This is a genomic window from Burkholderia sp. MSh2 (assembly GCF_000731655.1).
GTDB lineage: Bacteria > Pseudomonadota > Gammaproteobacteria > Burkholderiales > Burkholderiaceae > Burkholderia > Burkholderia paludis.
Genome location: NZ_JPGM01000033.1, coordinates 83104 through 105433, shown reverse-complemented (window position 1 = coordinate 105433; position 22330 = coordinate 83104). Strand labels below are relative to the sequence as shown.

General features: G+C 69.0%; 21 protein-coding genes and 1 pseudogene. 10 read left to right on the top strand and 12 right to left on the bottom strand.

The genetic code is table 11. The features are described 5' to 3' along the window. Nucleotides 1-110: 110 nt before the first annotated feature. Nucleotides 111-1070, bottom strand: coding sequence for an NAD(P)H-dependent flavin oxidoreductase (locus tag GQ57_RS21805; protein ID WP_031400349.1), 960 nt, complete (start codon nucleotides 1068-1070; stop codon nucleotides 111-113). Between the two features lie 279 nt (nucleotides 1071-1349). Between GQ57_RS21805 and GQ57_RS21800 the strand changes: the two genes are divergently transcribed. Beyond that, nucleotides 1350-2246 carry an alpha/beta fold hydrolase gene (locus tag GQ57_RS21800; RefSeq protein ID WP_031400350.1) on the top strand — a complete coding sequence of 299 codons (897 nt, stop codon included), beginning with the start codon at nucleotides 1350-1352 and terminating at the stop codon, nucleotides 2244-2246. A gap of 32 nt (nucleotides 2247-2278) precedes the next feature. Here the strand turns inward: GQ57_RS21800 and GQ57_RS21795 are convergent, their stop codons facing one another. Then, entirely contained in the window at nucleotides 2279-2770 is a 492-nt protein-coding gene (locus GQ57_RS21795) for an Lrp/AsnC family transcriptional regulator (protein WP_031400351.1), read from the bottom strand. A 112-nt stretch (nucleotides 2771-2882) separates the two neighbouring features. On the opposite strand from GQ57_RS21795, the gene GQ57_RS21790 reads away from it, so the two are divergent. After that, on the top strand, nucleotides 2883-3785 hold the full coding sequence (locus tag GQ57_RS21790; protein WP_034198974.1) for a DMT family transporter: 903 nt from the start codon (nucleotides 2883-2885) through the stop codon (nucleotides 3783-3785). Nucleotides 3786-4050: 265 nt separating this feature from the next. Here GQ57_RS21790 and GQ57_RS21785 read toward each other — a convergent pair whose 3' ends face one another. From GQ57_RS21785 to GQ57_RS21770, 4 genes are read right to left on the bottom strand one after another with little or no spacing between them, the layout of a single operon-like run. Continuing rightward, nucleotides 4051-4257 (bottom strand): DUF1289 domain-containing protein, encoded by a 207-nt coding sequence (locus GQ57_RS21785; protein ID WP_031400353.1) that lies wholly within the window; start codon nucleotides 4255-4257, stop codon nucleotides 4051-4053. Then, a complete protein-coding gene (locus GQ57_RS21780; RefSeq protein WP_031400354.1) occupies nucleotides 4254-4760 on the bottom strand; it encodes a YbaK/EbsC family protein in 507 nt (168 codons plus the stop codon). The genes GQ57_RS21785 and GQ57_RS21780 overlap by 4 nt, the downstream gene beginning before the upstream one ends. A gap of 26 nt (nucleotides 4761-4786) precedes the next feature. Next, nucleotides 4787-5719 (bottom strand): hydroxymethylglutaryl-CoA lyase, encoded by a 933-nt coding sequence (locus tag GQ57_RS21775; protein WP_034198973.1) that lies wholly within the window; start codon nucleotides 5717-5719, stop codon nucleotides 4787-4789. Nucleotides 5720-5750: 31 nt separating this feature from the next. Beyond that, on the bottom strand, nucleotides 5751-6692 hold the full coding sequence (locus tag GQ57_RS21770) for a 2-hydroxyacid dehydrogenase (protein WP_034198972.1): 942 nt from the start codon (nucleotides 6690-6692) through the stop codon (nucleotides 5751-5753). Between the two features lie 323 nt (nucleotides 6693-7015). Between GQ57_RS21770 and GQ57_RS21765 the strand changes: the two genes are divergently transcribed. After that, entirely contained in the window at nucleotides 7016-7639 is a 624-nt protein-coding gene (locus GQ57_RS21765; protein WP_031400357.1) for an RBBP9/YdeN family alpha/beta hydrolase, read from the top strand. A gap of 60 nt (nucleotides 7640-7699) precedes the next feature. Here the strand turns inward: GQ57_RS21765 and GQ57_RS21760 are convergent, their stop codons facing one another. Both GQ57_RS21760 and GQ57_RS21755 read right to left on the bottom strand, forming a co-directional pair. Further along, nucleotides 7700-9820, bottom strand: a complete 2121-nt coding sequence (locus GQ57_RS21760; protein WP_034198971.1) for a phosphocholine-specific phospholipase C — start codon at nucleotides 9818-9820, stop codon at nucleotides 7700-7702. A 46-nt stretch (nucleotides 9821-9866) separates the two neighbouring features. Then, nucleotides 9867-10148: a hypothetical protein gene (locus GQ57_RS21755; protein WP_031400359.1), complete on the bottom strand. Its 282-nt coding sequence runs from the start codon at nucleotides 10146-10148 to the stop codon at nucleotides 9867-9869. A gap of 281 nt (nucleotides 10149-10429) precedes the next feature. On the opposite strand from GQ57_RS21755, the gene GQ57_RS21750 reads away from it, so the two are divergent. Next, nucleotides 10430-12634, top strand: coding sequence for a TonB-dependent receptor (locus tag GQ57_RS21750; protein ID WP_034198979.1), 2205 nt, complete (start codon nucleotides 10430-10432; stop codon nucleotides 12632-12634). A 7-nt stretch (nucleotides 12635-12641) separates the two neighbouring features. Here the strand turns inward: GQ57_RS21750 and GQ57_RS21745 are convergent, their stop codons facing one another. Continuing rightward, nucleotides 12642-13913 (bottom strand): MFS transporter, encoded by a 1272-nt coding sequence (locus GQ57_RS21745; protein WP_034198970.1) that lies wholly within the window; start codon nucleotides 13911-13913, stop codon nucleotides 12642-12644. A 106-nt stretch (nucleotides 13914-14019) separates the two neighbouring features. Between GQ57_RS21745 and GQ57_RS21740 the strand changes: the two genes are divergently transcribed. The 3 genes from GQ57_RS21740 (at nucleotide 14020) to GQ57_RS21730 (ending at nucleotide 15784) form a co-directional block, all read left to right on the top strand. Beyond that, nucleotides 14020-15075, top strand: a complete 1056-nt coding sequence (locus tag GQ57_RS21740; RefSeq protein ID WP_034198969.1) for a LysR substrate-binding domain-containing protein — start codon at nucleotides 14020-14022, stop codon at nucleotides 15073-15075. Nucleotides 15076-15188: 113 nt separating this feature from the next. Next, nucleotides 15189-15404 carry a hypothetical protein gene (locus GQ57_RS21735; protein WP_034198968.1) on the top strand — a complete coding sequence of 72 codons (216 nt, stop codon included), beginning with the start codon at nucleotides 15189-15191 and terminating at the stop codon, nucleotides 15402-15404. Further along, entirely contained in the window at nucleotides 15404-15784 is a 381-nt protein-coding gene (locus GQ57_RS21730; RefSeq protein WP_034198967.1) for a type II toxin-antitoxin system VapC family toxin, read from the top strand. Before GQ57_RS21735 ends, GQ57_RS21730 begins: the two co-directional genes overlap by 1 nt. 54 nt (nucleotides 15785-15838) lie before the next feature. Here GQ57_RS21730 and dapA read toward each other — a convergent pair whose 3' ends face one another. After that, on the bottom strand, nucleotides 15839-16732 hold the full coding sequence (gene dapA / locus GQ57_RS21725; protein WP_034198966.1) for a 4-hydroxy-tetrahydrodipicolinate synthase: 894 nt from the start codon (nucleotides 16730-16732) through the stop codon (nucleotides 15839-15841). 451 nt (nucleotides 16733-17183) lie between these two features. On the opposite strand from dapA, the gene GQ57_RS21720 reads away from it, so the two are divergent. Together GQ57_RS21720 and GQ57_RS21715 are read left to right on the top strand one after the other, a co-directional pair. Then, nucleotides 17184-18203, top strand: a complete 1020-nt coding sequence (locus GQ57_RS21720) for a sulfate ABC transporter substrate-binding protein (protein ID WP_031400366.1) — start codon at nucleotides 17184-17186, stop codon at nucleotides 18201-18203. A gap of 167 nt (nucleotides 18204-18370) precedes the next feature. Next, nucleotides 18371-19339 (top strand): ion channel, encoded by a 969-nt coding sequence (locus GQ57_RS21715; RefSeq protein ID WP_034198965.1) that lies wholly within the window; start codon nucleotides 18371-18373, stop codon nucleotides 19337-19339. A gap of 41 nt (nucleotides 19340-19380) precedes the next feature. Here GQ57_RS21715 and GQ57_RS21710 read toward each other — a convergent pair whose 3' ends face one another. Then, nucleotides 19381-19995, bottom strand: coding sequence for a glutathione S-transferase family protein (locus tag GQ57_RS21710; RefSeq protein ID WP_031400368.1), 615 nt, complete (start codon nucleotides 19993-19995; stop codon nucleotides 19381-19383). Between the two features lie 355 nt (nucleotides 19996-20350). On the opposite strand from GQ57_RS21710, the pseudogene GQ57_RS21705 reads away from it, so the two are divergent. Continuing rightward, nucleotides 20351-20903 (top strand): annotated as a pseudogene (locus tag GQ57_RS21705) (DapH/DapD/GlmU-related protein). An 898-nt stretch (nucleotides 20904-21801) separates the two neighbouring features. Here GQ57_RS21705 and GQ57_RS43090 read toward each other — a convergent pair. Next, complete coding sequence (locus GQ57_RS43090; RefSeq protein WP_160257544.1) at nucleotides 21802-21969, bottom strand: hypothetical protein; 168 nt, start codon at nucleotides 21967-21969, stop codon at nucleotides 21802-21804. Nucleotides 21970-22330: the final 361 nt, after the last annotated feature.

Genomic DNA, 22330 nt, shown 5'->3' with positions numbered 1-22330 from the left:
GCCGCGCTGCGGCAGGGCAATGAAAAAGCGCGAACCGCTGCGGTTCGCGCTTTTTTTGCTTGGGGCCGGCGCGTGCGCGCCGATGGCGGCCGCGACGGCCGCCGCCTCCGTCAGCGCGGGATGCCGAGCCGCGCCTTCGCGTCGTCGTACTCGCGCTTCAGCCGCTCGACCAGCGCGCCGACGCTCGGCAGGTCGTCCATCAGGCCGACGCCCTGGCCCGCGCCCCAGATGTCCTTCCACGCCTTCGTCTTGTCGCCGCCGAAGTTCATCTTCGTCTTGTCCGATTCCGGCAGCGCGTCCGGATCGAGGCCGGCCTTCTCGATGCTCTCGCGGATGTAGTTGCCGTGCACGCCCGTGAACAGGTTCGTGTAGATGATGTCCGACGATTTCGCGTTGAGGATCGCGTGCTTGTAGTCGTCGATCGCGTGCGCTTCCTGCGTCGCGATGAAGCGCGTGCCCATGTAGGCGAAATCGGCGCCCATCGCCTGCGCGGCGAGGATCGAGCCGCCGTTCGCGATCGAGCCGGACAGCACGATCGGGCCGTCGAAGATCTGGCGGACTTCGCCGACCAGCGCGAACGGCGACGTCGTGCCCGCGTGGCCGCCCGCGCCGGCCGCGACGAGGATCAGCCCGTCGACGCCGGCTTCGAGCGCCTTCTGCGCGTGGCGCAGGTTGATCACGTCGTGCAGCACGATGCCGCCGTAGCTGTGCACCGCGTCGACGATCTCGCGCGCCGGCGCGCGCAGGCTCGTGATGAAGATCGGCACCTTGTGCTCGACGCACACGCGCACGTCGTGCTCGAGCCGCGCATTCGACTGGTGGACGATCTGGTTGACCGCGATCGGGCCGATCGTCGCATCGGGGTGTTTCGCCCGGTGGTCGGCCAGCTCCGCCTGGATCTGCGTGAGCCACTCGTCGAGCAGCTCGGCCGGGCGCGCGTTGAGCGCGGGGAACGAACCGACGATGCCCGCCTTGCATTGTGCGAGCACGAGTTCGGGGTAGCTGACGATGAACATCGGCGACGCGATGACGGGCAGCGTCAGGTTCTGCAGGACAGCGGGCAATGCCATGTGATGTCTCCAGTCTCCAGGGGCGGCCGGCAGCCGCGCGCTCGCGCCGATGCCGACAGCCTGCTATGCGTACGAACGGTGATTCGAGTGTAGTCGCGAAACGCGGCCGTTCATATTAATACGAACGGTCGTGCGATTCTACGCGAGCTTAACAAAATGCGCGGTGGGGCGGCAATCGAGTGAGTGTTCTCTTTCTACGGTTTCCGGGTGTTGTCGCGCTGTGGAGATGCGCGGGCGCTCCTAAAATAAACGCCATAACAAACCAACGAGAAACAAACCATGTCGTTTGAGGCGTTTGCACCGTTTCGCGTGACGGTGCAGGACACCGACATCTTCGGTGTCAAGGGAGGCGCGGGTCCGCCGCTTCTGTTGCTGCACGGGCATCCGCAAACCCACATGATCTGGCATCGCGTCGCGGCGACGCTCGCGAATCACTTCACGGTGATCGCCACCGACCTGCGCGGCTACGGCGCGTCGGGCAAGCCGCCGAGCGACGCGCGGCACGCGCCGTATTCGAAACGCGCGATGGCGGCCGACCAGGTCGCCGTGATGCGGCATTTCGGTTTCGAGCACTTCCATGTCTGCGCGCACGATCGCGGCGCCCGGGTCGCGCACCGGCTCGCGCTCGATCACGCGGACGCCGTCGAGCGGATGATGCTGCTCGACATCGCGCCGACGCTCGCGATGTACGAGAAGACCGATCGCGCGTTCGCGACCGCGTACTTCCACTGGTTCTTCCTGATCCAGCCCGAGCCGCTGCCCGAGACGCTGATCGGCGGGCATACCGATGCGTACATCGAGCGCGTGATGGGCAACCGGTCGGCCGGGCTCGCGCCGTTCGCGCCCGAGGCGCTCGACGCGTACCGCGCCGCGCTCGCGCAGCCGGGCGCCGTGCATGCGATGTGCGAGGACTATCGCGCGTCGGCGACGATCGATCTCGAGCACGACCGGGCGGATCTCGAGCGCGGCAACAAGGTTGCGTGCCCGCTGCGCGTGCTGTGGGGCGAGGACGGCGTCGTCGGCCGCTGCTTCGATCCGCTCGACGAATGGCGTCGCGTCGCGCGCGACGTCAGCGGCCGCGCGCTCGCGTGCGGGCACTACATTCCGGAAGAAGCGCCCGTCGCGCTGATCGACGAGCTGCTCGCATTCTTCGAGGCGCGCGACCCGGCCGCCTGACGCGGCGCGCGGGCGGCGCGTCAGGCGGCCGCTCAGCGGTGCGCGTCGTCGTCCTCGACGAGCGGCGGCAGCCGGCGCGGCACGGGCGTCGATTTCACGATCGCGGTGCTCGTCTCCGCGCGCTCCGTCACCTTCGACAGGATGTCGTCGAGGTGCCCGATCGTGCGCAGGTAGAGCCGGCAGACGAAGCAGTCGTCGCCGGTCACCTTGTCGCATTCGACGAATTCGGGAATCCGCCGCAGCAAATCCTCGACCAGGTGCAACTGGCCCGGCAGCGGCTTCACGCGGACGATCGCCTGCAGCGTGTAGCCGAGCGCGCGCGGGTCGAGCTCGACCGTGAACGCGGCGATCACGCCTTGCGCCTCGAGCCGCCGCACGCGGTCGGCGGTCGCGGGCGCCGACAGCCCGATCTGCCGTGCGAGCTCGCTGGTCGCGATGCGCGCATCGTCGGCCAGCGCCGCGACGATGGCGCGGTCGGTCGCGTCCAGCGACGCGACGGCGGGCGGGGAAAGGCGTTTCGGCATGATCGCTTTGCTTTCGAAGGTAAATGGGGCGTCTGGCTTCAGTTTAGCCATGGTTGTCGCGAAGGCAAGTTTCTAGAATCGAAGTCATCCCCGCTCTTTTACGGAGTTTCCGATGGCTTCGAATGAAATTCGCCGCGGCGCCGCCGAGATGGTCGTCGCGATGGTGATGTCCGGCACGATCGGCTGGCTCGTGATGTCGTCGCGGCAGCCGCTCACGAATGTCGTGTTCTTCCGCTGCCTGTTCGGCGCCGCGACGCTCGCGATCGTCTGCGCGGCGTACGGCTTCCTGCGCCGCGCCCGGTTCTCGCCGCGGATGCTCGCGCTCGCGACGCTCGGCAGCGTCGCGATCGTCGCGAACTGGCTGCTGCTGTTCGCCGCCTATTCGCGCGCGTCGATCTCGATGGCGACCGCCGTCTACAACACGCAGCCGTTCATGCTCGTCGCGCTCGGCGCGATCGTGTTCCGCGAGCGGATCACCGCGTCGACGCTCGCGTGGCTCGTGCTCGCATTCGCCGGGCTCGTGGCCGTGGTGCGCGTCGAGCCGGCCGTGCTCGCGGTGCCGGGCGAATATCTGGAAGGCGTCGCGCTGTCGCTCGGCGCGGCGTTCCTGTATGCGATCTCGTCGATCGTGACGAAACACCTGAAGGGCACGCCGCCGCATCTGCTCGCGCTGCTGCAGGCCGGCCTCGGCGTCGTGCTGCTCGCGCCGTTCGCGCACTTCGGCACGTTGCCCGCGACGGCCGCGCAGTGGCTCGATCTCGTCGTGCTCGGCGTCGTCAACACGGGTCTGATGTACGTGCTGCTGTACGGGGCGATCCAGAAGCTGCCGACCGCGATGACCGGCGCGCTTTCGTTCGTCTATCCGGTCGTCGCGATCGTCGTCGACCATGTCGCGTTCGGGCAGACGCTGGCGTGGACGCAGGTGTTCGGCGCGCTGCTGATCCTGCTCGCGGCGGCCGGCGTGAATCTCGGCTGGCGTATCGTGCCCGCCCGTCGCGCGGCGGTCGGCAACTGAAACGGTCGTGCGATTCGGTGCCGCCGCGCAGCGCCGGATGGCGAACGTGGGGCGCGGATACGGCAGGCGGATGGCGCGCGAATGGCGCTTGAACGGTGCACGAAAGCGGCCCGCGTACGCGCAGGAAAAATGCTGTAAGAAGCTGTAGGGAAACACCCGATGCGATGCGGCCGCGTCGCTCGTATGATGCGGGCTGTGACGTTGATCACGTTCACAGGATTCCGATCTCGACGCCGTTCGCCCTTGAGGCCGAACGGCTTTTTTTTTATGTTTCGCTCCCCGCGAGCAGGCGCCGGCGCGCATCGAGCCGCGCGAGCAGCGCGCGCCTCGCGTCGTCGTCCGACGCGCGCCAGTGCTTGATCTCGTCGCGCGTGCGCAGGCAGCCCGCGCACCAGTCGGTGCGCGGATCGATCCGGCATACGTCCGTGCACGGCGAGGCGACCGTGCCGGCCGGCACCGTCACGTCGCTCATGCGGACTCCCGCAATGCGACGTCCGCGACCGGCGCGCCGGTCAGCGACACGAGTTCGTGCGGCGACAGGTTGAACACCGCGTGCGGATGGCCGGCGGCCGCCCACAGGCTGTCGAGCTCGAGCAAGTCGGCGTCGATCAGCGTGACGGGTTCGACCAGATGGCCGATCGGGCAGACGCCGCCGATCGCATAGCCGGTGTTGTCGCGCACGAACTTCGCGTCCGCGCGGCCGACCGCGCCGACCTGCGCGGCGACCTTGCTCTCGTCGACGCGGTTGACGCCGCTCGCCACCACGAGCACGGGCGCGCCGTCCGACTGGCGGCGAAACAGGATCGACTTCGCGATCTGCGCGACCGAGCAGCCGAGCCCGGCCGCGGCTTCGGCGGAGGTCTTGCCGGTCTCGGCGAGCATCACGATGTCTTTCGCATGGCCGCGCTCGCGCAGCAGCAGCGCGACGCGTCGCGCTGAATCGGGGAGGGTGTCGAATGAAGCGGGTGAGGTCATGTGGAACATTCCATCGAAAAGCGGGATCACGCGCAGTTCGCGGCGTCGGCCGCGCCTTGCGCCTTGGCAAGCAGCGCGCGACCGGCGCGCGACACGTTCGCGCGGCCGATCGCGGTGGAGATGAAGTCGCCGGCGGCGACGACCTGCGCGAGATCGACGCCGGTGTCGATGCCGAGGCCCTGCATCAGGTACAGCACGTCCTCGGTCGCGACGTTGCCGGTCGCCCCCTTCGCATACGGGCAGCCGCCGAGGCCCGCGACCGATGCATGGAAGATCTCGATGCCCTCGAACAGCGCCGCGTAGATGTTCGCGAGCGCCTGGCCGTAGGTGTCGTGGAAGTGGCCCGACAGGCGTTCGCGCGGGAACACGCGCGTGACGGCCGAGAGCACTTCGCGCGTGCGCTTCGGCGTGCCGACGCCGATCGTGTCGGCGATGTCGATCTCGTCGCAGCCGAGCGCGGCGAAGCGTTCGACGACGTCGACGACCGACGCGACGGGCACCTCGCCCTGGTACGGGCAGCCGAGCGTGCACGACACGCTGCCGCGCAGCCGCAGGCCTGCGTTCTTCGCCGCCTTCGCCACCGGCTCGAAGCGCGCGATGCTCTCGGCGATGCTGCAGTTGATGTTGCGCTGCGAGAACGCTTCGCTCGCCGCGCCGAAGATCACGACTTCGTCGGCGCGCGCGGCGAGCGCATTCTCGAAGCCCTTCAGGTTCGGCGTGAGCACCGAGTACACGGTCCCCGCGCGGCGCTCGATGCCGGCCATCACGTCGGCGCCGTCGGCCATCTGCGGCACCCATTTCGGCGACACGAACGACGCGGCCTCGATGTTGCGGAAGCCGGCGCGCGACAGCCGGTCGACGAGCGCGACCTTCACGTCGGTCGGCACGAAGGTCTTCTCGTTCTGCAGGCCGTCGCGCGGGCCGACTTCGACGATCTTGACGGCGGTGGGGAACGTCATGGTTGTCTCCTGATTGTTCGTAGGGCGGGGTTCAGTAGCCGCGCGCGTAGTCGACGATGCCGCCGACGCGCTCGCCGCGCTCGAGCGCGCGGATCTTGCCGGCAATCTGCTCGACGGCTTCCACGTGCAGCGTCTCGGCCGAGCTGTGCGGCGTGATCGTGATGCGCGGCGCTTGCCAGAACGGATGGTCCGCCGGCAGCGGTTCGTGCTGGAACACGTCGAGCGTGGCCGCGGCGATCCGGCCGCTCGCGAGCGCGTCGAGCAGGTCGGCCTCGACGAGGTGCGCGCCGCGCGCGACGTTGACGAGGTAGGCGCCGGGCGCGAGCCGCGCGAACGTGCGCGACGACAGGATGCCGTCGGTGTCGGGCGTGCTCGGCAGCAGGTTGACGAGCACTTTCGCGCCGTCGAGGCACGCGTCGAGCGCGCCGTCGCCGGCGAAGGTGGCGATGCCGTCGAGCTGCTTCGCGCCGCGGCTGTAGCCGCGCACGGGCAGGCCGAGCGCGGCGAGCGCGCGCGCGACCTGCGCGCCGAGCACGCCGAGGCCGAGCACCGCGACGGTGAAGCGCGCGTGCGCATGCGGTTCGAGCGGCTGCCAGCGGCGCTCGCGCTGCTGCGCGTCGTATTCGTCGAAGCGGCGCAGGTAGCGCAGCACCGCGTGCGTCACGTATTCGACCATTTGCCGCGTCATGCCCGTATCTTCCAGCCGCACCAGCGGCACGTGCGCGGGCAGCGTGCCCGGATGCGCGCGGTCGAGCGCGAGCAGTGCGTCGACGCCGGCGCCGAGGTTGAAGATCGCCCGCAGGCCGTCGCGCGGCGTGAAGAATTCGCGCGGCGCGCGCCAGACGAGTGCGTAGTCGGCGGCGGCCGTATCGCCCGGCCGCCATGTGCGCAATTCGGCTTCCGGCAGCGCGCGGGCGATCTCGTCGCGCCATGCGCCGGCTTCCTGGTGCGGCGAATGGAACAGGAGCTTCATGGTGCGATGGCGCGCGCACCGGCAGCGCGCGCACCGGCAGTGTGTGTCACGGGAGCGGCGGGAGGGGCCGGGCGCGGTGCGCCGGCGGGCGTAACGGACATCGGGCGTCTCCTGACGGCGGGGCCCGGCGCGTCGGCGCCCGGCCCGGTTCGGTGTGAAGCTGACGGGAAGCCCACATTCTACGGTTTCGCGGCGCATCGCGCGCCGGCACGCAGGCAGGCCGGCCGGACGGCCCGCGCGAAAGCAAAGCACAAAATATTGGTTCGGCCGCCGGGTGCGCCGCGCCACAATCGAATCCCGTCTTCAAGCAAGCGAGGGCAATCATGCGCGCATGCAGCAAATCGGCGTGGCCGCCTCGGCTCGTCACCGTTCCGGGCCTGCACGGCAGCGAAGGCGCTCACTGGCAGACCTGGCTCGAGCGGCAGTTCCCGCGCTCGCTGCGCGTCGAACAGGACGACTGGGACGCGCCCGATCTCGTGCGCTGGGCGCAATCCGTGCGCGCGTTGCTCGATCGCGAGCGCGGCCCGTTCGTGCTGGCCGCGCACAGCTTCGGCTGCCTTGCGGCCGCCCATGCGCTCGCGCAACTACACGAGGCGGGCGACGTCGCGGGCGTGCTGCTGGTCGCGCCCGCCAGTCCGAAGAAATTCACGTTCGCCGGGGCGTTCGACGCGCGCCGGCTTGCCGTGCCGTCGATCGTGATCGGCAGCGAGACCGATCCGTGGATGCCGCTGGACGATGCGCGCACGCTCGCGCAGCGCCTGGGCAGCGCGTTCGTGAATCTCGGCGATGCCGGGCACATCAATACCGCGGCCGGCTTCGGGCCGTGGCCGCGCGCGAAATACTTCGTCGACACGCTCGTCCACTGCGCGGCGCCGCTGCGCTTTCGCGACGCGGACGACGGCTTCGAGGCCGAACTCGTCGACCGCGCGCTCGCGCACGCGGTCTGACGGGCCGGGCGGGCGACGCGTGCGGCACGCCGGGTGCCGCGCCACGCCGCGCCGCCGCGACTACGACGCTGAGACGGGCTGCACCGCGGCCGGATCCGAATAGCTCGGCCGGCCGTTTTCGACGTGGCCCGCGAAACGGCGCGAGAACGTGCCGGCGGCGCCGTCGCTCACCGTTACGTCATACCAGTGATGGCTCGACGCGAGCGCCCATTGCTCGACGCGCTCCTCGCCGCCGTGCAGTGTCACGTGCCGCGCCGGCGCACCGTACGCGTTGTCGGTCAGGGTCAGCGTGACGTGCGCGCCGCCGTGGTTGCGCAGCTTCAGGTACAGGTTCCCGTTCGCGATGTCGTAGCCGGCCTTCGCTTCCGGCAGTGCCGGGTTGCGGTTCGGCGCGGCCGCGGCCGACACGTTGCCCGAGAACACACGCACGAAGCCGTTCGGCCCGTACACCGAGAAGGCATACACGCCGTTCGTCACCGTCAGGTCGAAGTCCGCGTGCAGCAGGCGGCGCGCGCCGACCGTATAGCGCCACGGGCCGTCGGTGCGGTTCGTCGCGTACACGTGGAAGTGCGCGCCCTGGTTGCCGCGGTTCGCGAACTCGATGCGCAGCCGGGTCCCGCCGTCGATGCTTGCGTTCACGTGCAGTTCGTACGGCAGCGCGCGCGCCGGCCGCACGCCGGGCTCCTGCGGGTCGATCGGCGACGGCGACGCGGGCACGGTCGGCGCGGGCTGCGACGTGCACTGCTGGTCGGCGATCGAGCGGTACTGGCTCGTGTCGGGCAGCGGCGGGAACGACGCATCCGACGAGCGGAAGTCGAACGCGGCGGTGAGGTCGCCGCAGACCGTGCGGCGCCACGGCGTGATGTTCGGCTCGGCGACGCCGAAACGCTCGCCGATGAAGCGGATCACCGACGTGTGGTCGAACACCTGCGAGCAGACGAAGCCGCCCTTCGTCCACGGCGATACGACCGTCATCGGTACGCGCGGCCCGAGGCCGTACGGCAGGCCGTCGGCCGTGTAGCTGCCGCCGCGGCCGGGGTTCACGACCGTATGCAGTTCGCCGTCGGTCGTCACGGTCGACGCACCCTGCGCGGCCGACGTCGGCGGCTGCGGCGGCACGATGTGGTCGAAGAAGCCGTCGTTCTCGTCGTACATGATGAACAGCACGGTCTTGCGCCACACGTCCGGGTTCGACGTGAGCGCATCGAGGATCTGCGACGTGTAGTTCGCGCCGTACGCGGGCGTGTACTTCGGGTGCTCGGAGAACGCGGCGGGCGGACACAGCCACGACACCTGCGGCAGCCGGTCGTTGATCACGTCGTCCTTCAGGTTGTCGAGCGTGCGCACCGTCTGCGCGCGCTGGTACAGCGACGAGCCGGGCTGCGCGTTGATGAAGTTCGCGAAGTTCTGCAGCACGTTCGTGCCGTAGTTGCCGTTGTACGGATCGCTGCCCGTCGTGCCCTGCTGGTAGATCTGCCACGACACGCCGTGCGCTTCGAGACGCTCGGGGAAGGTCGTCCACGACAGCAGCTGGTAGGTGGGCGGGCCGTCGCCGTCGACGTAGTCGTTGTTGTCGAGCAGCGGGCCGCCGAACTTGCCGGTCGGGTCGACCGTGCCCGTCATCAGATATGCGCGGTTCGGGTGCGTCGGCCCCGGCAGCGAGCAGAAGTAGTTGTCGCACACGGTGAACGCGTCGGCGAGCGCGTAGTGGAACGGGATGTCCTCGCGCACGTGGTAGCCCATCGTCATGTCGGTCTTGTTCGCGGGCCACTGGTCGTAGCGGCCGCCGTCGATCGCCGCCTGCGTCTTGTACCACGAGTGGTCGAGGTCGCCGACGCACTGCGCGCTCGTCGTCAGCGTGTTGAGCCGGAACGGCAGCACCGGCTTGCCCGGGTTGGCCTTCGACGGCTGGTACCACACCGGCTGGCCGTTCGGCAGCGGGATCGGGAAGCGGTCGTTGTAGCCGCGCACGCCGCGCAGGTGTCCGAAATAATGATCGAACGAGCGGTTTTCCTGCATGAACACGACGATGTGCTCGACATCGCGAATCGTGCCGGTGCCGCGCGCGGCGGGAATCGCGAGTGCGCGGCGGATCGATTCGGGAAACGCGTTGAGCGCGACGGCGGCGCCCGCGGATTGTGCGACGGTATGCAGGAAGCGGCGGCGGCTGGATGACGTCATGTTATTTCACCTCGGTTCTGCGGTCGGGGGGACGAAAGCGGCGGGATCAGCCTGGCGACGACGCGGCGGTACTCGATGCGGCCGGGTTCACCGCGGACTTCGCGTCGTCGTCGTCGGGCGGGTAGTGCACGACGGGCGGCGCGAGCGGCGCGGCATCGGATGCGGCGGCGTTCGCGGCCGCATCGCTGTTGAATGCGCTGGCGGAGCCGGCCGATGCGCCGGCCTGCTGCGAGGCGCCGGTCGCGTTGGCGTCGTGCGGCGCGTCGTCGCTGCAGGCGGCGACCAACGCGGCGGCACAAAGAACGGCGACGGCGGAAACGCGACGCATGACTTCTCTCCTGGCAGGCTGATCGGGAAACGTTTTCGAGTATGCCGACGCGATGCGACGTTTCGGTGAATCGTTTGCGACTGCCGCGTGATCGCGGGGCGGCAATATTTCCCGGCATGCGATGCGGGCCGGGCACTTTTACGCGGACGCGCGATGCGACGCGCGGCGGGGCGCGCCGTGTCCGGATTCGTTCGGATAACGTATTTCATACACGTCCAATTGTCATGTCATGCCGCTTTCGCTTGAATGAGAGTCGTTCTCATTGGTGAGGTGAAATGGACATGACCCGTTCGATCCTGTCGAGCGCGACGCCGCCGCGTCGCGCGACGACCTCCGTCGCATTCGCGATGATGACCTGTGCGTCCGTGCCTGCGGGCGCGGAAGAGGCCGAGCCGTCCCGGCAGGCGCCGCACCTGAATCCGATCGTCGTGCAGGGCGATCGCGACGCCGGTTCGCGCGTCGACAGCTCGGGCTCCGCGAAATACGCGATTCCGCTGCTCGACGTGCCGCAGACGATCACCGTCGTGCCGCGCACGGTGCTCGACGAGCAGCAGGCCACGAGCCTGCGCGAAGCGCTGGCCAACGTGGCCGGCATCACGTTCAACGCGGGCGAGGGCGGCGGCGGGTCCGGCGACCTGTTCAACATTCGCGGTTTCGGCGCGAACGCGAACCTGCAGCTCGACGGCTTGCGCGACAGCGCGCAGAACAACCGCAGCGACCTGTTCAATCTCGAGGCGGTCGAGGTGATCAAGGGGCCGAATTCGGTGTTCGGCGGCGCGGGTACGACGGGCGGGTCGGTGAACCTGATCAGCAAGACGCCGAAGGCCGGGGCGTTCGTCGAGGCCGGGACGGTGCTCGGCACGTCCGGCTACCGGCGCGTGACGCTCGACGCGAACCGGCCGCTGCCGGGCAGCGACGGCAAGGCCGTATTCCGGCTGAACGCGATGGCGCACGTGAACGACGTGCCCGGGCGCGACGACATCCGCAAGCGGCGCTGGGGCGTCGCGCCGTCGGTCGCGTTCGGCCTCGGCACGCCCACGCGCGTGACGCTCGGCTATTTCCACCAGTACGACAACAACCTGCCCGACTACGGGCTTCCCGCACGGGACGGCCAGGTGCTGGGCGGCGTGGCGCGCGACAGTTATTTCGGCTGGCGCAACCTGGATCGCGAGCGCATCGAATCCGACACGTTCACCGTGAAGGCCGAGCACGATGTTTCGCCGGGCCTGAAGCTGCAGAACCTGAGCCGCTATGCGCACCTGCATCGCGACACCGTGATTTCCGCATCGCACGTGAATCTCGACGGCTTGCCGCCCGGGCGCTACAAGCCGGCCGGGCCGCAGGGCTACGGGCGCGATTCGTCCACCTCGATGTGGGCGAACCAGACGAACGTGACGAGCGAGTTCGGTACGTTCGGCGTCGGTCACACGCTCGTCGCGGGCTTCGAGCTGTCGCGCGAGACGTACGGGCGCACGACCTATTCGTACGGGCTGGCGCGCTATTTCCCGGCGGACGGCTATGCGTTGTCCGCGCCGCCCGGTTACTGGGCCGGCCCCGCGCAGCGGCAGGACAGCGGGCGCAACGACACGGCGCTCGACGTGAAGGCGCTCTACGCGTTCGACACGATCTCGTTCGGCGAGCACTGGGATCTCGACGTCGGGCTGCGCCACGACTGGATCGACGGCTGGTCGCGGAGCACGCCGGCCGGCAAGCCGACCGAGCGCGCGGACAGCACCGACCGGCATTTCAGCACGCGCGCGGGGCTGGTGTTCAAGCCGACCGCGAACGACCGCGTGTACGTCGCGTACGGCACGTCGTTCAATCCGTCGGCCGAGTTTCTGGTGACGACGGGGTCCGGCGTGAGCGCGGAGACGGGCGGTCTCGCGCCGGAGAAGAACGAGAGCGTCGAACTCGGCGCGAAGTGGGAGGGCCTCGCGGGCCTCGCGCTGAATGCCGCGCTGTTCCAGACGCAAAAGAACAACGCGCGCGAGCGGATGGCGGACGGCAGCTACCAGATGGCCGGCAAGCAGCGCGTGCGCGGGTTCGAGCTCGGCGCGGCGGGCAAGGTCACGCCGGGTTGGGACGTCTTCGCGAACTACACGTACCTGGCGAGCGTCACGCTGCGTTCGCCGTCGTCGCCGCGCCGCGACGGGCAGGCGCTCGGCAACACGCCGCGCCATGCGTTCAACCTGTGGACGACCTACCGGTTGCCGGCCGGCTGGACGATCGGCTATGGCTCGCATTTCGTCGGCCGGCGCAACGTGACCTCGGAGGGCAACGGCACGCTCGGCGCGTACTGGGTGCACAACCTGATGGCCAGCTACGAGGTGAGCCGGCGGCTGCGGTTCCAGCTCAACGTCGACAACCTGTTCGACCGCGCGTATGTCGAGCGCGTGCGGCAGCAGGCGGGCAGCGCATCGCGCTCGTCGGCGGTCGAGCTGGGCGACGGGCGCTCGGCGATGCTGTCCGCCGTCTACCGGTTCTGAGCAGACCCTAGCGCGACCTCGGGAACAGCGGCAGCGTCGCGCCCGCGCAGGCGGCCGCGGCGAGCCACACGATGCTCCATGACGCATGCGCCAGCAGCAGCGGAATCGCGAGCGGCGTCGCGAACAGCCCGAGGTAGACGATCGTGTTCGCCATCCCGAGCGCGGTGCCCGCGTGGTTCGCGCCCGCGAGCGTCGCGAGTTCCGTGTACGCGACGCCGTGCCACGCCGATACGCAGATGCCCGCGAATACGAGAATCGCGACGATCGCGGCGAGCGGCACGTGCGGGCTGCCGGCCGTCGCGGCGGCGAGCAGCGCGAACGAGCCCGTCGCGACGTAGACGGAACCCCGCAGGTACGCGCGCCGGTTGCCGTGCCGGTCGGTATGGCGGCCGCTCCAGACGCGCATCGCCATCGCGCCGAGCTGCAGCACGACCATCGCCGTGCTGATGCCGGCGAGCCCGAGCCGGCCGAAGTCGTGCAGGAACACCGTCGCGAACGTGAGTACCGCGAACTGCGGCGCGCACAGCAGGCCGATGCCGAACACGATGCGCCATACGGGGCCGCTCGCGAGCGGGTTGCGGGCGTGCCGGGCGGGCGGCGACGCGGCGGGGCGATGCGTGGCGAGCGGCGCGTCGGCAGGCTCGGCGGGCGGTTCGCGCAGCCAGCGCCAGGTGAGCACGGCCGATCCCGCGCACATCAGCATCAGCGCACCGAACACCGCGGCGAAACCGGAATGCGACGCGAGCGACGGCAGCAGCGCCGCGCCGACGCCGCCGCCGAGCGGCACGGCCGTCTGGCGGATGCTCATCGCGAGCCCGCGCTCGCGTTCGCCGAACCAGCGCATCACCGCGCGTCCGCTCGATCCGTTCACGCTGCCGCCGAGCAGGCCGACACAGCACATTGCCGCGACGACGTGCATCAACGGCGGCACCGTGTGCGAGGTCGGGACGATCGTGCATACCATCAGCGCGAGCATCGCGGCCGTCGCGACGAGCCCGGTCAGCAGCACGCGCCGATCGCCGAAGCGATCGGCGGCGATTCCCCACGGCAACTCGGACAGCGCGACGCCGAAGCCGAGTGCGCCGAGCACGAGGCCGAGCGCGCCGTTATCGAGGCGATAGGCCGTGCGCATCCACACGGCCGTGGTCGGAATGCCCGCCGCGGCGGCGGAGAAGCTCATGTTCGCGGCGACGCCGGCCGCCAGCACGCGCCAGCGATGAGCCGGGCCGCGCACGTCGCGGGCAGACGGGGAGGGGGAAGCGATGCAGGAGGTATCCATGACGGCAGGCCCGGTTGGAAATTGACAGGCACAGTCTGGCGGCCTACATTCATCCTGAAAATTGGAAAGTTTCGTATAAATCGTTCGATAAAACAGGATGATTGATATGTCCGGACACGATCTCGCGCGCGGTGGCGAGCCGCTGGCGCTGGCCGAGGCTGCGCTGGCGCGGCCCAACTTCGACGTGGCGGCGCTGCGCAGCCTCGTCGCGGGCGTGGATCTCGGCAGTTTCGCGAAGGCGGCCGACCGCGTCGCGCGCTCGTCGTCGGCGGTGAGCGCGCAGATCCGCAAGCTCGAGGAGCAGGCGGGCACGCCGTTGTTCGTGAAGGCCGGGCGCGGGCTCGCGCTGACCGATGCCGGCGACGCGATGCTGCGCTATGCGCGGCGGATGGTCGAGCTGAACGACGAAGCGGCGGCGGCCGTGCGCGGCGTGAATCTCGACGGCTGGGTGCGCGTCGGGCTGCAGGAGGATTTCGGCGAGGCGATCCTGCCCGACGTGCTCGGGCGCTTCGCGCGCGCGCATCCGAAGGTGAGGATCGAGGCGCGCGTGGCGCGCAATGCCGACCTGCTCGACCGGCTCGATGCGAATCAGCTCGATCTGGCGCTGGTGTGGGGCGATCCGGCGTCGGCGGCGCGGGTGGCGCGGGCGGGCGTCGACAGCGAGACGATCGCGCAGGTGCCGATGCAATGGATCGGTGCGGTGGGCGCTGGCGGGTTCGGCATGCCGGACGGCGGCGAGGCGGGAGCGGCACACGGTGCGGGGGGGACGGGCGGTACAGGCGGCCGTGCCGTGTACTCGCCGGACGAGCCGCTGCCGCTCGTCGTGTTCGACCGGCCGTGCCGGTTCTTCGGCGCGGCGACCGATGCGCTCGACCGTGCGGGCATGCCGTGGCGCATTGCATTCACGACGCCGAGTCTCGCCGGGCTCTGGGCCGCGGCGGCCGCCGGCCTCGGGCTGACGGTGCGCTCGCATTACGGGCTGCCGGCGTCGGTGCGGGCGCTCGACGCCGCGTCGTGCGGGCTGCCGGCACTGCCGGGCCTGCCGCTGATCCTGCTGCGGCGCGCGTCGTCGGCGACGCCGACGGTCGACCGGCTCGCGCGGATCGTCACGCAGGCGGTGCGGGATGCGACGGCGCGGGAGGGGGCGGTGCTGGCGGCCTGATGCGCCGTTCGATGGCCGTCGCAGGCTGCGGCACGACCGCCCCTCTCCCGATCGGCCGAATGGATCGATCCGGAGAATCTGACTACAGTGGGGTACCTGAAACGGAGGTCATCATGCAAAACGCGAACACCACCGGCGCCAAGCCGATCGATCCGTCGCAGCGGGCCGACGTCGCGGTTTCCGCCGATGGAGATGGGGTATCCGCCGATCGGCACACGGTCGCGAGGCTGCCGGTTCGGTTCGGAGTCCTGCAAGGTCAGGCCTGGATCGCCGACGACTTCGACGCACCGCTGCCCGATGAACTGCTGGATGCGTTCGAAGGACGCTGATGCGGCTGTTGCTCGATACGCACGTCTTTCTGTGGATCGTGACCAACGACCCGAAGCTCAGCGCACGAGCGCGCAAGCTGATCTCGGCTGCCGACGAACGCTTCGTCAGCAGCGCGAGTATCTGGGAGGTCGCCATCAAGTCCGGCCTGGGCAAGCTCGACATCGGCGTGAACAGGCTGATCCGCGCCATCGGCGCAAGCGGGATTCGCGAACTGCCGGTTCGGACCGTACATGGTGCGGCAGTCCGTGATTTGCCGCACCATCATCGCGATCCGTTCGACCGCCTGCTGGTCGCGCAGGCCCGGCATGAGCCGCTTCAGCTCGTAACGGCCGATGCGCATCTTGCGCGATATGGCCTGTCTCTGGTGTTGACAGTCTGAAATAGTCTGCCGGGTCCGAATTCATCGCTCGCCCCTGCCTCGCGGCGGAACGGCTCATGCCGCCGCGATAGCCGGCTCGCTTTCGTCGAGTGCGGCAAGGCAGGCGGCCAGCCGCGCCCGCACCCCGTCGCTCGCCGGCACGAACGGCAGCCGTAACCCGTCTTCGCACCAGCCTTGCGCGGCGAGCACGGCCTTCACCGGCGCCGGGTTCGGCTCCGCGAACAGCGCCGCGACGAGCGGCTGCAACGCGACCGACAGGCGCCGCGCCTCGGCGAGCCGGCCGTCGCGCAGCAGCGCATGGATGCGCACATGCCATTCGGGCAGCACGTGCGCGCTGCTTGCGATCGCCCCGTGTGCGCCGACGCACATCGCCACGAAATTCTGGCTGTCGTCGCCGGACAGGATCGCGAGCGGCGTGTCGTGCACGAGCCGGCTCATCCGGTCGAGCGTGCCGCCGCATTCCTTGACGCCGGCGACGCGCGGGTCGCGCGCGAGCGCCTGCAGCGTCTCCAGTTCGACGTTCACGCCGGTACGGTACGGGATGTTGTAGACGAGCACGGGCAGGTCGGCGGCGTCGACGATCGCCTCGACATGGCGGCGGATGCCGTCCTGCGTCGGCCGCACGTACACGGGCGGCGTGACGAGCAGCCCGTCGGGCCGCAGCGCCGCGAGTTCGCGTGCGCGGGCGGCCGCGAAATGCGTCGCGCTCGCGGTCAGCCCGACGACGATCGGCAGTGCGGGCGCCGCGTCGCGCAGCGTCGCGTACACCGCGTCCTGTTCGCGCGCGTCGAGCAGCACGCCTTCACCGGTCGTCGCGCCCGCGACGAAGCCGGCGATGCCCGCGCCCGCATAGTGGCGCGCCAGCCGCGCGAGTGCCGCATGATCGACTTCGCCGTGGTGGAACGGCGTGATGATCGGCAGCCAGATACCTTCGAAACGTGTGTTCATGCAAAGCCTCATGGTGGAAACGGAGTGGGAAGGAACCGTTCCGCCGGCGGAGAGCCGGAGCGAGGCGTGCGTGCAAGGAGAAAGAAACGACCTGCGGGCATCCCGTCCGGCATTCGCCTGACGGGACGCGACGTCCCCGTCAGTCGAGGAGTCGTTTTTTCAGTTTCAGCCCGGCCGCGCGCGTACCTGCCGCGACGGCGGCAAGGATCGGGAGCGAACGCAGGGCAGCGGACATGGATGGACCGTGAGTGGGCTGAGCGGCGATCTTAACACCGGATCGGCGGCGTACGCGAGCGCCCGTTGCCGTTTAGCAGAATTCGAGATTTGCTTTCCACGACTGATTGGAAGGCGCGCCGCGCCCGGCCGCTAGAATGCCCGCTTACGTTTCGATGACAGCGCGTACGCGTGCCGTCACGCACATTCACCACCACTGGAAGCGGGGCATATCACGATGGCAAGCATCAAGGGGATCGGCCGCTGGCTGCACACGGGCGCGGCGGCCGCGCTGGTCGTGGCGGCGACGGCCGCGCATGCGGACACGTCGATCCTGAACGTGTCGTACGACGTGACGCGCGAGCTGTACAAGGACATCAACACGAGCTTCGCCGCCGCGTACAAGCAGAAAACGGGCGAGACGGTCACGATCAAGCAGTCGCACGGCGCGTCGAGCGCGCAGGCGCTGTCGGTGCTGCAGGGGCTGCAGGCCGACGTCGTGACGATGAACCAGCCGAACGACATCGACCTGCTCGCCGAGCGCGGCCAGTTGCTGCCGAAGGACTGGCGCGCACGCTTCCCCGACAGCAGTTCGCCGTACTCGACGACGATGGTGTTTCTCGTGCGCAAGGGCAACCCGAAGGCGATCAAGGACTGGAGCGATCTGGCGAAGCCGGGCGTCCAGGTGATCATCGCGAACCCGAAGACGTCGGGCAACGGCCGCTACGCGTATCTCGCCGCGTGGGGTTTCCAGAAGCAGAAGGGCGCGACCGACCAGCAGGCGCTCGACTTCGAGAAGGCGATCTTCCGCAACGTACCGGTGCTCGACTCCGGCGGCCGCGGGGCAACCACGACGTTTACGCAGCGCGGCATCGGCGACGTGCTCGTCACGTTCGAGAACGAAGTCGCGCTGATGGATACCGGCGCATCGGGCGCGCAGTTCGACGCCGTGTATCCGTCGGCGAGCATCCTCGCGGAGCCGCCCGTCGCCGTCGTCGACAAGGTCGTCGACAAGAAGGGCACGCGCAAGGTCGCGCAGGCGTATCTCGACTACCTGTACACGCCGGAAGCGCAGGAGATCATCGCGCAGCACCATCTGCGCCCGCGCGACGCGAACGTGCTGAAGAAGCACGCGGCCGAGTTCAAGGCGCTGAAGACGTTCAGCGTCGAGCAGGTCTTCGGCAGCTGGGCGCATGCGCAAAAGACCCACTTCGCCGACGGCGGCACGTTCGACCAGGTGATCGTCGACCGCAAGTGAGCGCCGCGCCCGCCACGCGCGGGTCGTCACGCTAACGACGCAACCGGCCGCTTCCGCGGCCGGTTTGCGTTGCGGCGCCGGCGGATTTCCGTTCCGAGCCGGCCCGCATTCCCGGCCGCCGGCCGCGCATGCTACGCTCATCGCCTCCCTGCAACCGGCGCCGCGCGATGAACGTCGATTCGTCCTCCCCAGCCTCCCGCGGCCGTGGCCGCAAGATCTGGTCGGGCACCCGCCCGGTGATCGCATACGGCATGCCGTCGCTCGGCTGGCGCGACTTCTATCACCGTGCGCTGACGGTGAGCTGGCCCGTGTTCTTCCTGTCGCTTGCCGTGCTGTTCCTGCTGCTCAACGGCGGTTTCGCGACGCTCTACCTGCTCGGCCGGGCGCCGATCGCGAACCAGTCGCCGGCCGGGTTCGGCGGCGCGTTCTTCTTCAGCGTCGAGACGCTTGCAACCGTCGGCTACGGCGACATGCATCCGCAGACCCTCTATGCGCATCTCGTCGCGACGTTCGAGATCTTCGTCGGGATGTCGAGCATCGCGCTGGCCACGGGGCTCGTGTTCGCGCGGTTTTCGCGGCCGCGGGCGAAGATCCTGTTCGCGCGCTATGCGGTCGTGCGGCCGCTCGACGGCCGGATGACGCTGATGGTGCGCGCCGCGAATGCTCGCCAGAACGTGATCGCCGAGGCGCAGGCGAAATTGCGGCTGATGCGTGTCGAGGGCTCGCGCGAGGGCTATATGCTGCGCAAGATTCACGACCTGCCGCTCGTGCGCAGCGAGCATCCGATTTTCCTGCTCGGCTGGAACCTGATGCACGTGATCGACGAATCGAGCGTGCTCTTCGGCGAGACGCCCGAATCGCTTGCCGCGAGCGACGCGTCGTTGCTGATCACGATCGAAGGCTCGGACGAGACGACCGCGCAGGTCATGCAGGCGCGTCATTCGTGGGTGCATGGCGAGATCCGCTGGCGTCACCGCTATGTCGACCTGATGCACGACGAGGACGGCATCACGCACATCGACTACACGCATTTTCACGAAGTCGTGCCGGTCGACGTCGAGCCCGGCGAGCACGGTTCGCCGGGCGTGTCCGCCGGCGTGCGGGCCGCCGCACGGGGCCCGGCCACCCAGGCGTGATCGGGCGTGATCGGGCGGCGGCGCGCGCCGCTCCGGCCGGGTCACGCGTGCAGCAGGCGCGCCGCTTCGCGGTGTTCGATCGCGACAGCGCGGCGGAATGCATCGCGGTCCTCCGCGCGCGCGACATAGTCGCCGAGCACGCCTTCGTGCGGCAGCAGATGCGCGTCGAACGCGATTTTCAGCGTGCTGGCGAGCAGCAGGTCGGCCGCGGTGAAGCGGTCGCCGACGAGCCACGGGCTGTGGGCGAGCGCCTGCGCGAGCGCGCGCTGCACGCGCGTGATGTTGCCCCAGCCGAATGCGACCGGATTGCCCGATGCGCCGGTGAATTTTTCGGCCATCGCCGGTTCGAGGCAGGTCGGCGTGAAGAACATCCACTGGAGGAAGCGGCCGCGCAGCGGATCGTCGGGTGCGACGCCGAGCCCGGCGCCCGGGCAGCGGTCGGCGAGATAGAGCAGCACGGCGCCCGATTCGGCGAACGGCGCGCTGCCGTCGTCGAGGGCTGGCAGCTTGGCCATCGGGTTGACCTGTACGAACGCGTCGCTGCCCTGCTCGTGCGAGCGCAGGTCGATCGGCACGAGTTCGTACACCACGCCGGTTTCCTCTAGCATCCACAGCGCCCGGAATGCCCGGGTCTTCGGCCAGTAGTAGAGCTTCATCGCGCCTCCGCGTTTGAGTGCCGTGTCGGTTCGGTGGATGTCCAAGCGTACCCGAGCACGAGCGGTTCGGACAGGGGCGCCCGGCGAGGGGCGCCCGGCTGCGCGCGTCTTCCGGGATGCCCCTTCGGTACGGCATGAAGCGGGCGGAAAACCGGGCGAAGCCTGATGCGGCAAGAGGGTAAATATATAACTAGTTATTATTTAACTAGTCATAAAAAATGGCGGACAGGATGCAAGCAGGCATCCAGGCAATGACTGTTGCGACCCGCGGCATTCGCGCATACGGCCACTCGCGCATTCAGCGAGGACCGCGGACCTGTCGCGACACGACGGAATCTCCGGAGGCAAGTCGCGTATCGCAACCGACGATCGCACCACGATCATTCCGCGCGGAACGCCCGGATCGGCGGCCATGCCGGCGGAGATCAAGCGGGCGATGGCGATCACCGCGCGCGTCAACCGTCTGGCATTCGGCGATGCAGCCGAAGTCCGCGCGTTGTTCTGCGAACGGGCCGGCATGCAGGTGGACGACGGCGGCCTGCCAATCCCGCCGTTCCAGGCAACGGGCGGCACCGGCACGAGGATCGGGAACAACGTGTTCATCAACCAGAACTGCACGCTTTACGATCTGGGCGTGCCCGAGATCGGCGATGACGCGATGATCGGCCCGAATGTGTGCCTGATCAGGTCCGGGCATCCCGTCGAACCATCGGCGCGGCTTCGTCGTTGCGAAGCCGATCGAGATCGAACGGAACGTGTGGACCGGTTCAGGCGCGACGGTCATCGGCGGCGTGACGGTCGGCGAGAATTCGATCGTCGCGGCCGGCGCCGTCGTTACCCGCGGCGTTCCCGCGAATACGCTGGTCGGCGGCAATCCGGCAGCGGCTGTCCGGGCGATCGTCGGGTAACGTCATCCGGGAGCACAAGGCGATGCGATGGGCCAGCGTCTGGCCGATGTGGACAACTCGCGCAGCAGCCACTCGAAACGCTGTGCATCCGAACGGTGAGTGTGCCGCCGAGGCCCATCGGACAAGCCTTTCCGGCTTTCCCCGGCCATGCCGCGCGGATGGGCGCGCGACAGGCGGAAGAGGATCGTTGCGTTCGCCCGGTTGTGGATATCCTTGCGTCGAAACGACTCGCCGCCCTGTGGATTTCACCGGTGAGGATGGCCGGATACCGCGCAATGCGTGAAGAAGGGTGTGGACAACTCGCCGCGAGACGAAGCGAAATGCTGTGAAATCCGATGGTGAGCGGAGGCGCGCGATCCCGCGCCGAGCCTGCTCCGGCCGGGGTTTCGGGCTTTTGCCGAAGCACGAGGCGCCGCGCATTCTAGCTGAATGTGCGCGGGAGATACCTGACCGCGTGCATGAGGCGATGCCGATATCCGGTTCCAGATCCGGACCGGAGGGTCGTGCATTCTAACGGCGCGCGCGCGTGCGTGGTCCTTCAATCGAGCATTTCGGCACGCTGCTACATTCCTTGACGCGGCTCGATGCGCGGTGTCGTTCAAGCGCGAGTGCGGGTATGCGATTGGTGGGCAACCCGCCGAGCATTGAGTTTTTCGCTGCGCCGCTATATTCCTTGAAGCAACTTGACGTGCGGTGTCGTTCAAGGGCGAGTGCGGGCATGCGATCGGCAGGCAGTTCGCCAAGCATTGAGCGTTTTGGCGCGCCGCTACATTCCCTGAAGCGGCTCGACGCACGGTGTCATTCAATCGCGAGTGCGGGTATGCGATCGGTGGGCAACCCGCCGAGCATTGAGCATTTCGGCACGTCGCTACTCCTTCATGCGGCTCGACGCACGGTGTCATTCAATCGCGAGTGCGAGGTTGCGATTGGTGGGCCGTCCGCCGAGCATCGAGTATTTCGGCACGTCGCTACATTCCTTGAAGTGGTTCGATGCGCGGTGTCGTTCAAGCGCGAGTGCGGGTATGCGATTGGTGGGCAACCCGCCGAGCATTGAGCGTTTCGGCACGCTGCTTCTCCTTGAAGCGGCTCGGCGCACGGTGTCATTCAATCGCCAGTGCAGGCATGCAATCGGCTGGCCGCCCACCGAGGCGCGCCGATTCTGCCGCGAATACTGCCTGGCGCGTCATGCCGGTCAGGTGCGCAACGCGGGCCCGGTGTGGATATCCGGCTGCCGAAACGACTCGTGGCCCTGTGTATTTCGATGGTGAGCGGTGGCGCCCGATCGGGTGGCGAGCCGCTCCCGGTGCGGGTTACGGGCCTTCGGCGCTCGTCGCGCCGCCGCCGCGCTGGCGATCGGCGCATTCGCGGCCATGTGGATATCCCGCGCCCCAAGCGACTCGAAGCCCTGTGACTGGCGACGGTGAGGG

Coding starts and splice junctions, on each gene's coding strand:
- GQ57_RS21785 (WP_031400353.1), bottom strand. CDS start 4,257: ATGAGCGACGTGACGGTGCCGGCCGGCACGGTCGCCTCGCCGTGCACG.
- GQ57_RS21720 (WP_031400366.1), top strand. CDS start 17,184: ATGGCAAGCATCAAGGGGATCGGCCGCTGGCTGCACACGGGCGCGGCG.
- GQ57_RS21750 (WP_034198979.1), top strand. CDS start 10,430: ATGACCCGTTCGATCCTGTCGAGCGCGACGCCGCCGCGTCGCGCGACG.
- GQ57_RS21800 (WP_031400350.1), top strand. CDS start 1,350: ATGTCGTTTGAGGCGTTTGCACCGTTTCGCGTGACGGTGCAGGACACC.
- GQ57_RS21735 (WP_034198968.1), top strand. CDS start 15,189: ATGCAAAACGCGAACACCACCGGCGCCAAGCCGATCGATCCGTCGCAG.
- GQ57_RS21790 (WP_034198974.1), top strand. CDS start 2,883: ATGGCTTCGAATGAAATTCGCCGCGGCGCCGCCGAGATGGTCGTCGCG.
- GQ57_RS21765 (WP_031400357.1), top strand. CDS start 7,016: ATGCGCGCATGCAGCAAATCGGCGTGGCCGCCTCGGCTCGTCACCGTT.
- GQ57_RS21770 (WP_034198972.1), bottom strand. CDS start 6,692: ATGAAGCTCCTGTTCCATTCGCCGCACCAGGAAGCCGGCGCATGGCGC.
- GQ57_RS21715 (WP_034198965.1), top strand. CDS start 18,371: ATGAACGTCGATTCGTCCTCCCCAGCCTCCCGCGGCCGTGGCCGCAAG.
- dapA (WP_034198966.1), bottom strand. CDS start 16,732: ATGAACACACGTTTCGAAGGTATCTGGCTGCCGATCATCACGCCGTTC.
- GQ57_RS21805 (WP_031400349.1), bottom strand. CDS start 1,070: ATGGCATTGCCCGCTGTCCTGCAGAACCTGACGCTGCCCGTCATCGCG.
- GQ57_RS21755 (WP_031400359.1), bottom strand. CDS start 10,148: ATGCGTCGCGTTTCCGCCGTCGCCGTTCTTTGTGCCGCCGCGTTGGTC.
- GQ57_RS21775 (WP_034198973.1), bottom strand. CDS start 5,719: ATGACGTTCCCCACCGCCGTCAAGATCGTCGAAGTCGGCCCGCGCGAC.
- GQ57_RS21740 (WP_034198969.1), top strand. CDS start 14,020: ATGTCCGGACACGATCTCGCGCGCGGTGGCGAGCCGCTGGCGCTGGCC.
- GQ57_RS21760 (WP_034198971.1), bottom strand. CDS start 9,820: ATGACGTCATCCAGCCGCCGCCGCTTCCTGCATACCGTCGCACAATCC.
- GQ57_RS21795 (WP_031400351.1), bottom strand. CDS start 2,770: ATGCCGAAACGCCTTTCCCCGCCCGCCGTCGCGTCGCTGGACGCGACC.
- GQ57_RS21730 (WP_034198967.1), top strand. CDS start 15,404: ATGCGGCTGTTGCTCGATACGCACGTCTTTCTGTGGATCGTGACCAAC.
- GQ57_RS21710 (WP_031400368.1), bottom strand. CDS start 19,995: ATGAAGCTCTACTACTGGCCGAAGACCCGGGCATTCCGGGCGCTGTGG.
- GQ57_RS21780 (WP_031400354.1), bottom strand. CDS start 4,760: ATGACCTCACCCGCTTCATTCGACACCCTCCCCGATTCAGCGCGACGC.
- GQ57_RS21745 (WP_034198970.1), bottom strand. CDS start 13,913: ATGGATACCTCCTGCATCGCTTCCCCCTCCCCGTCTGCCCGCGACGTG.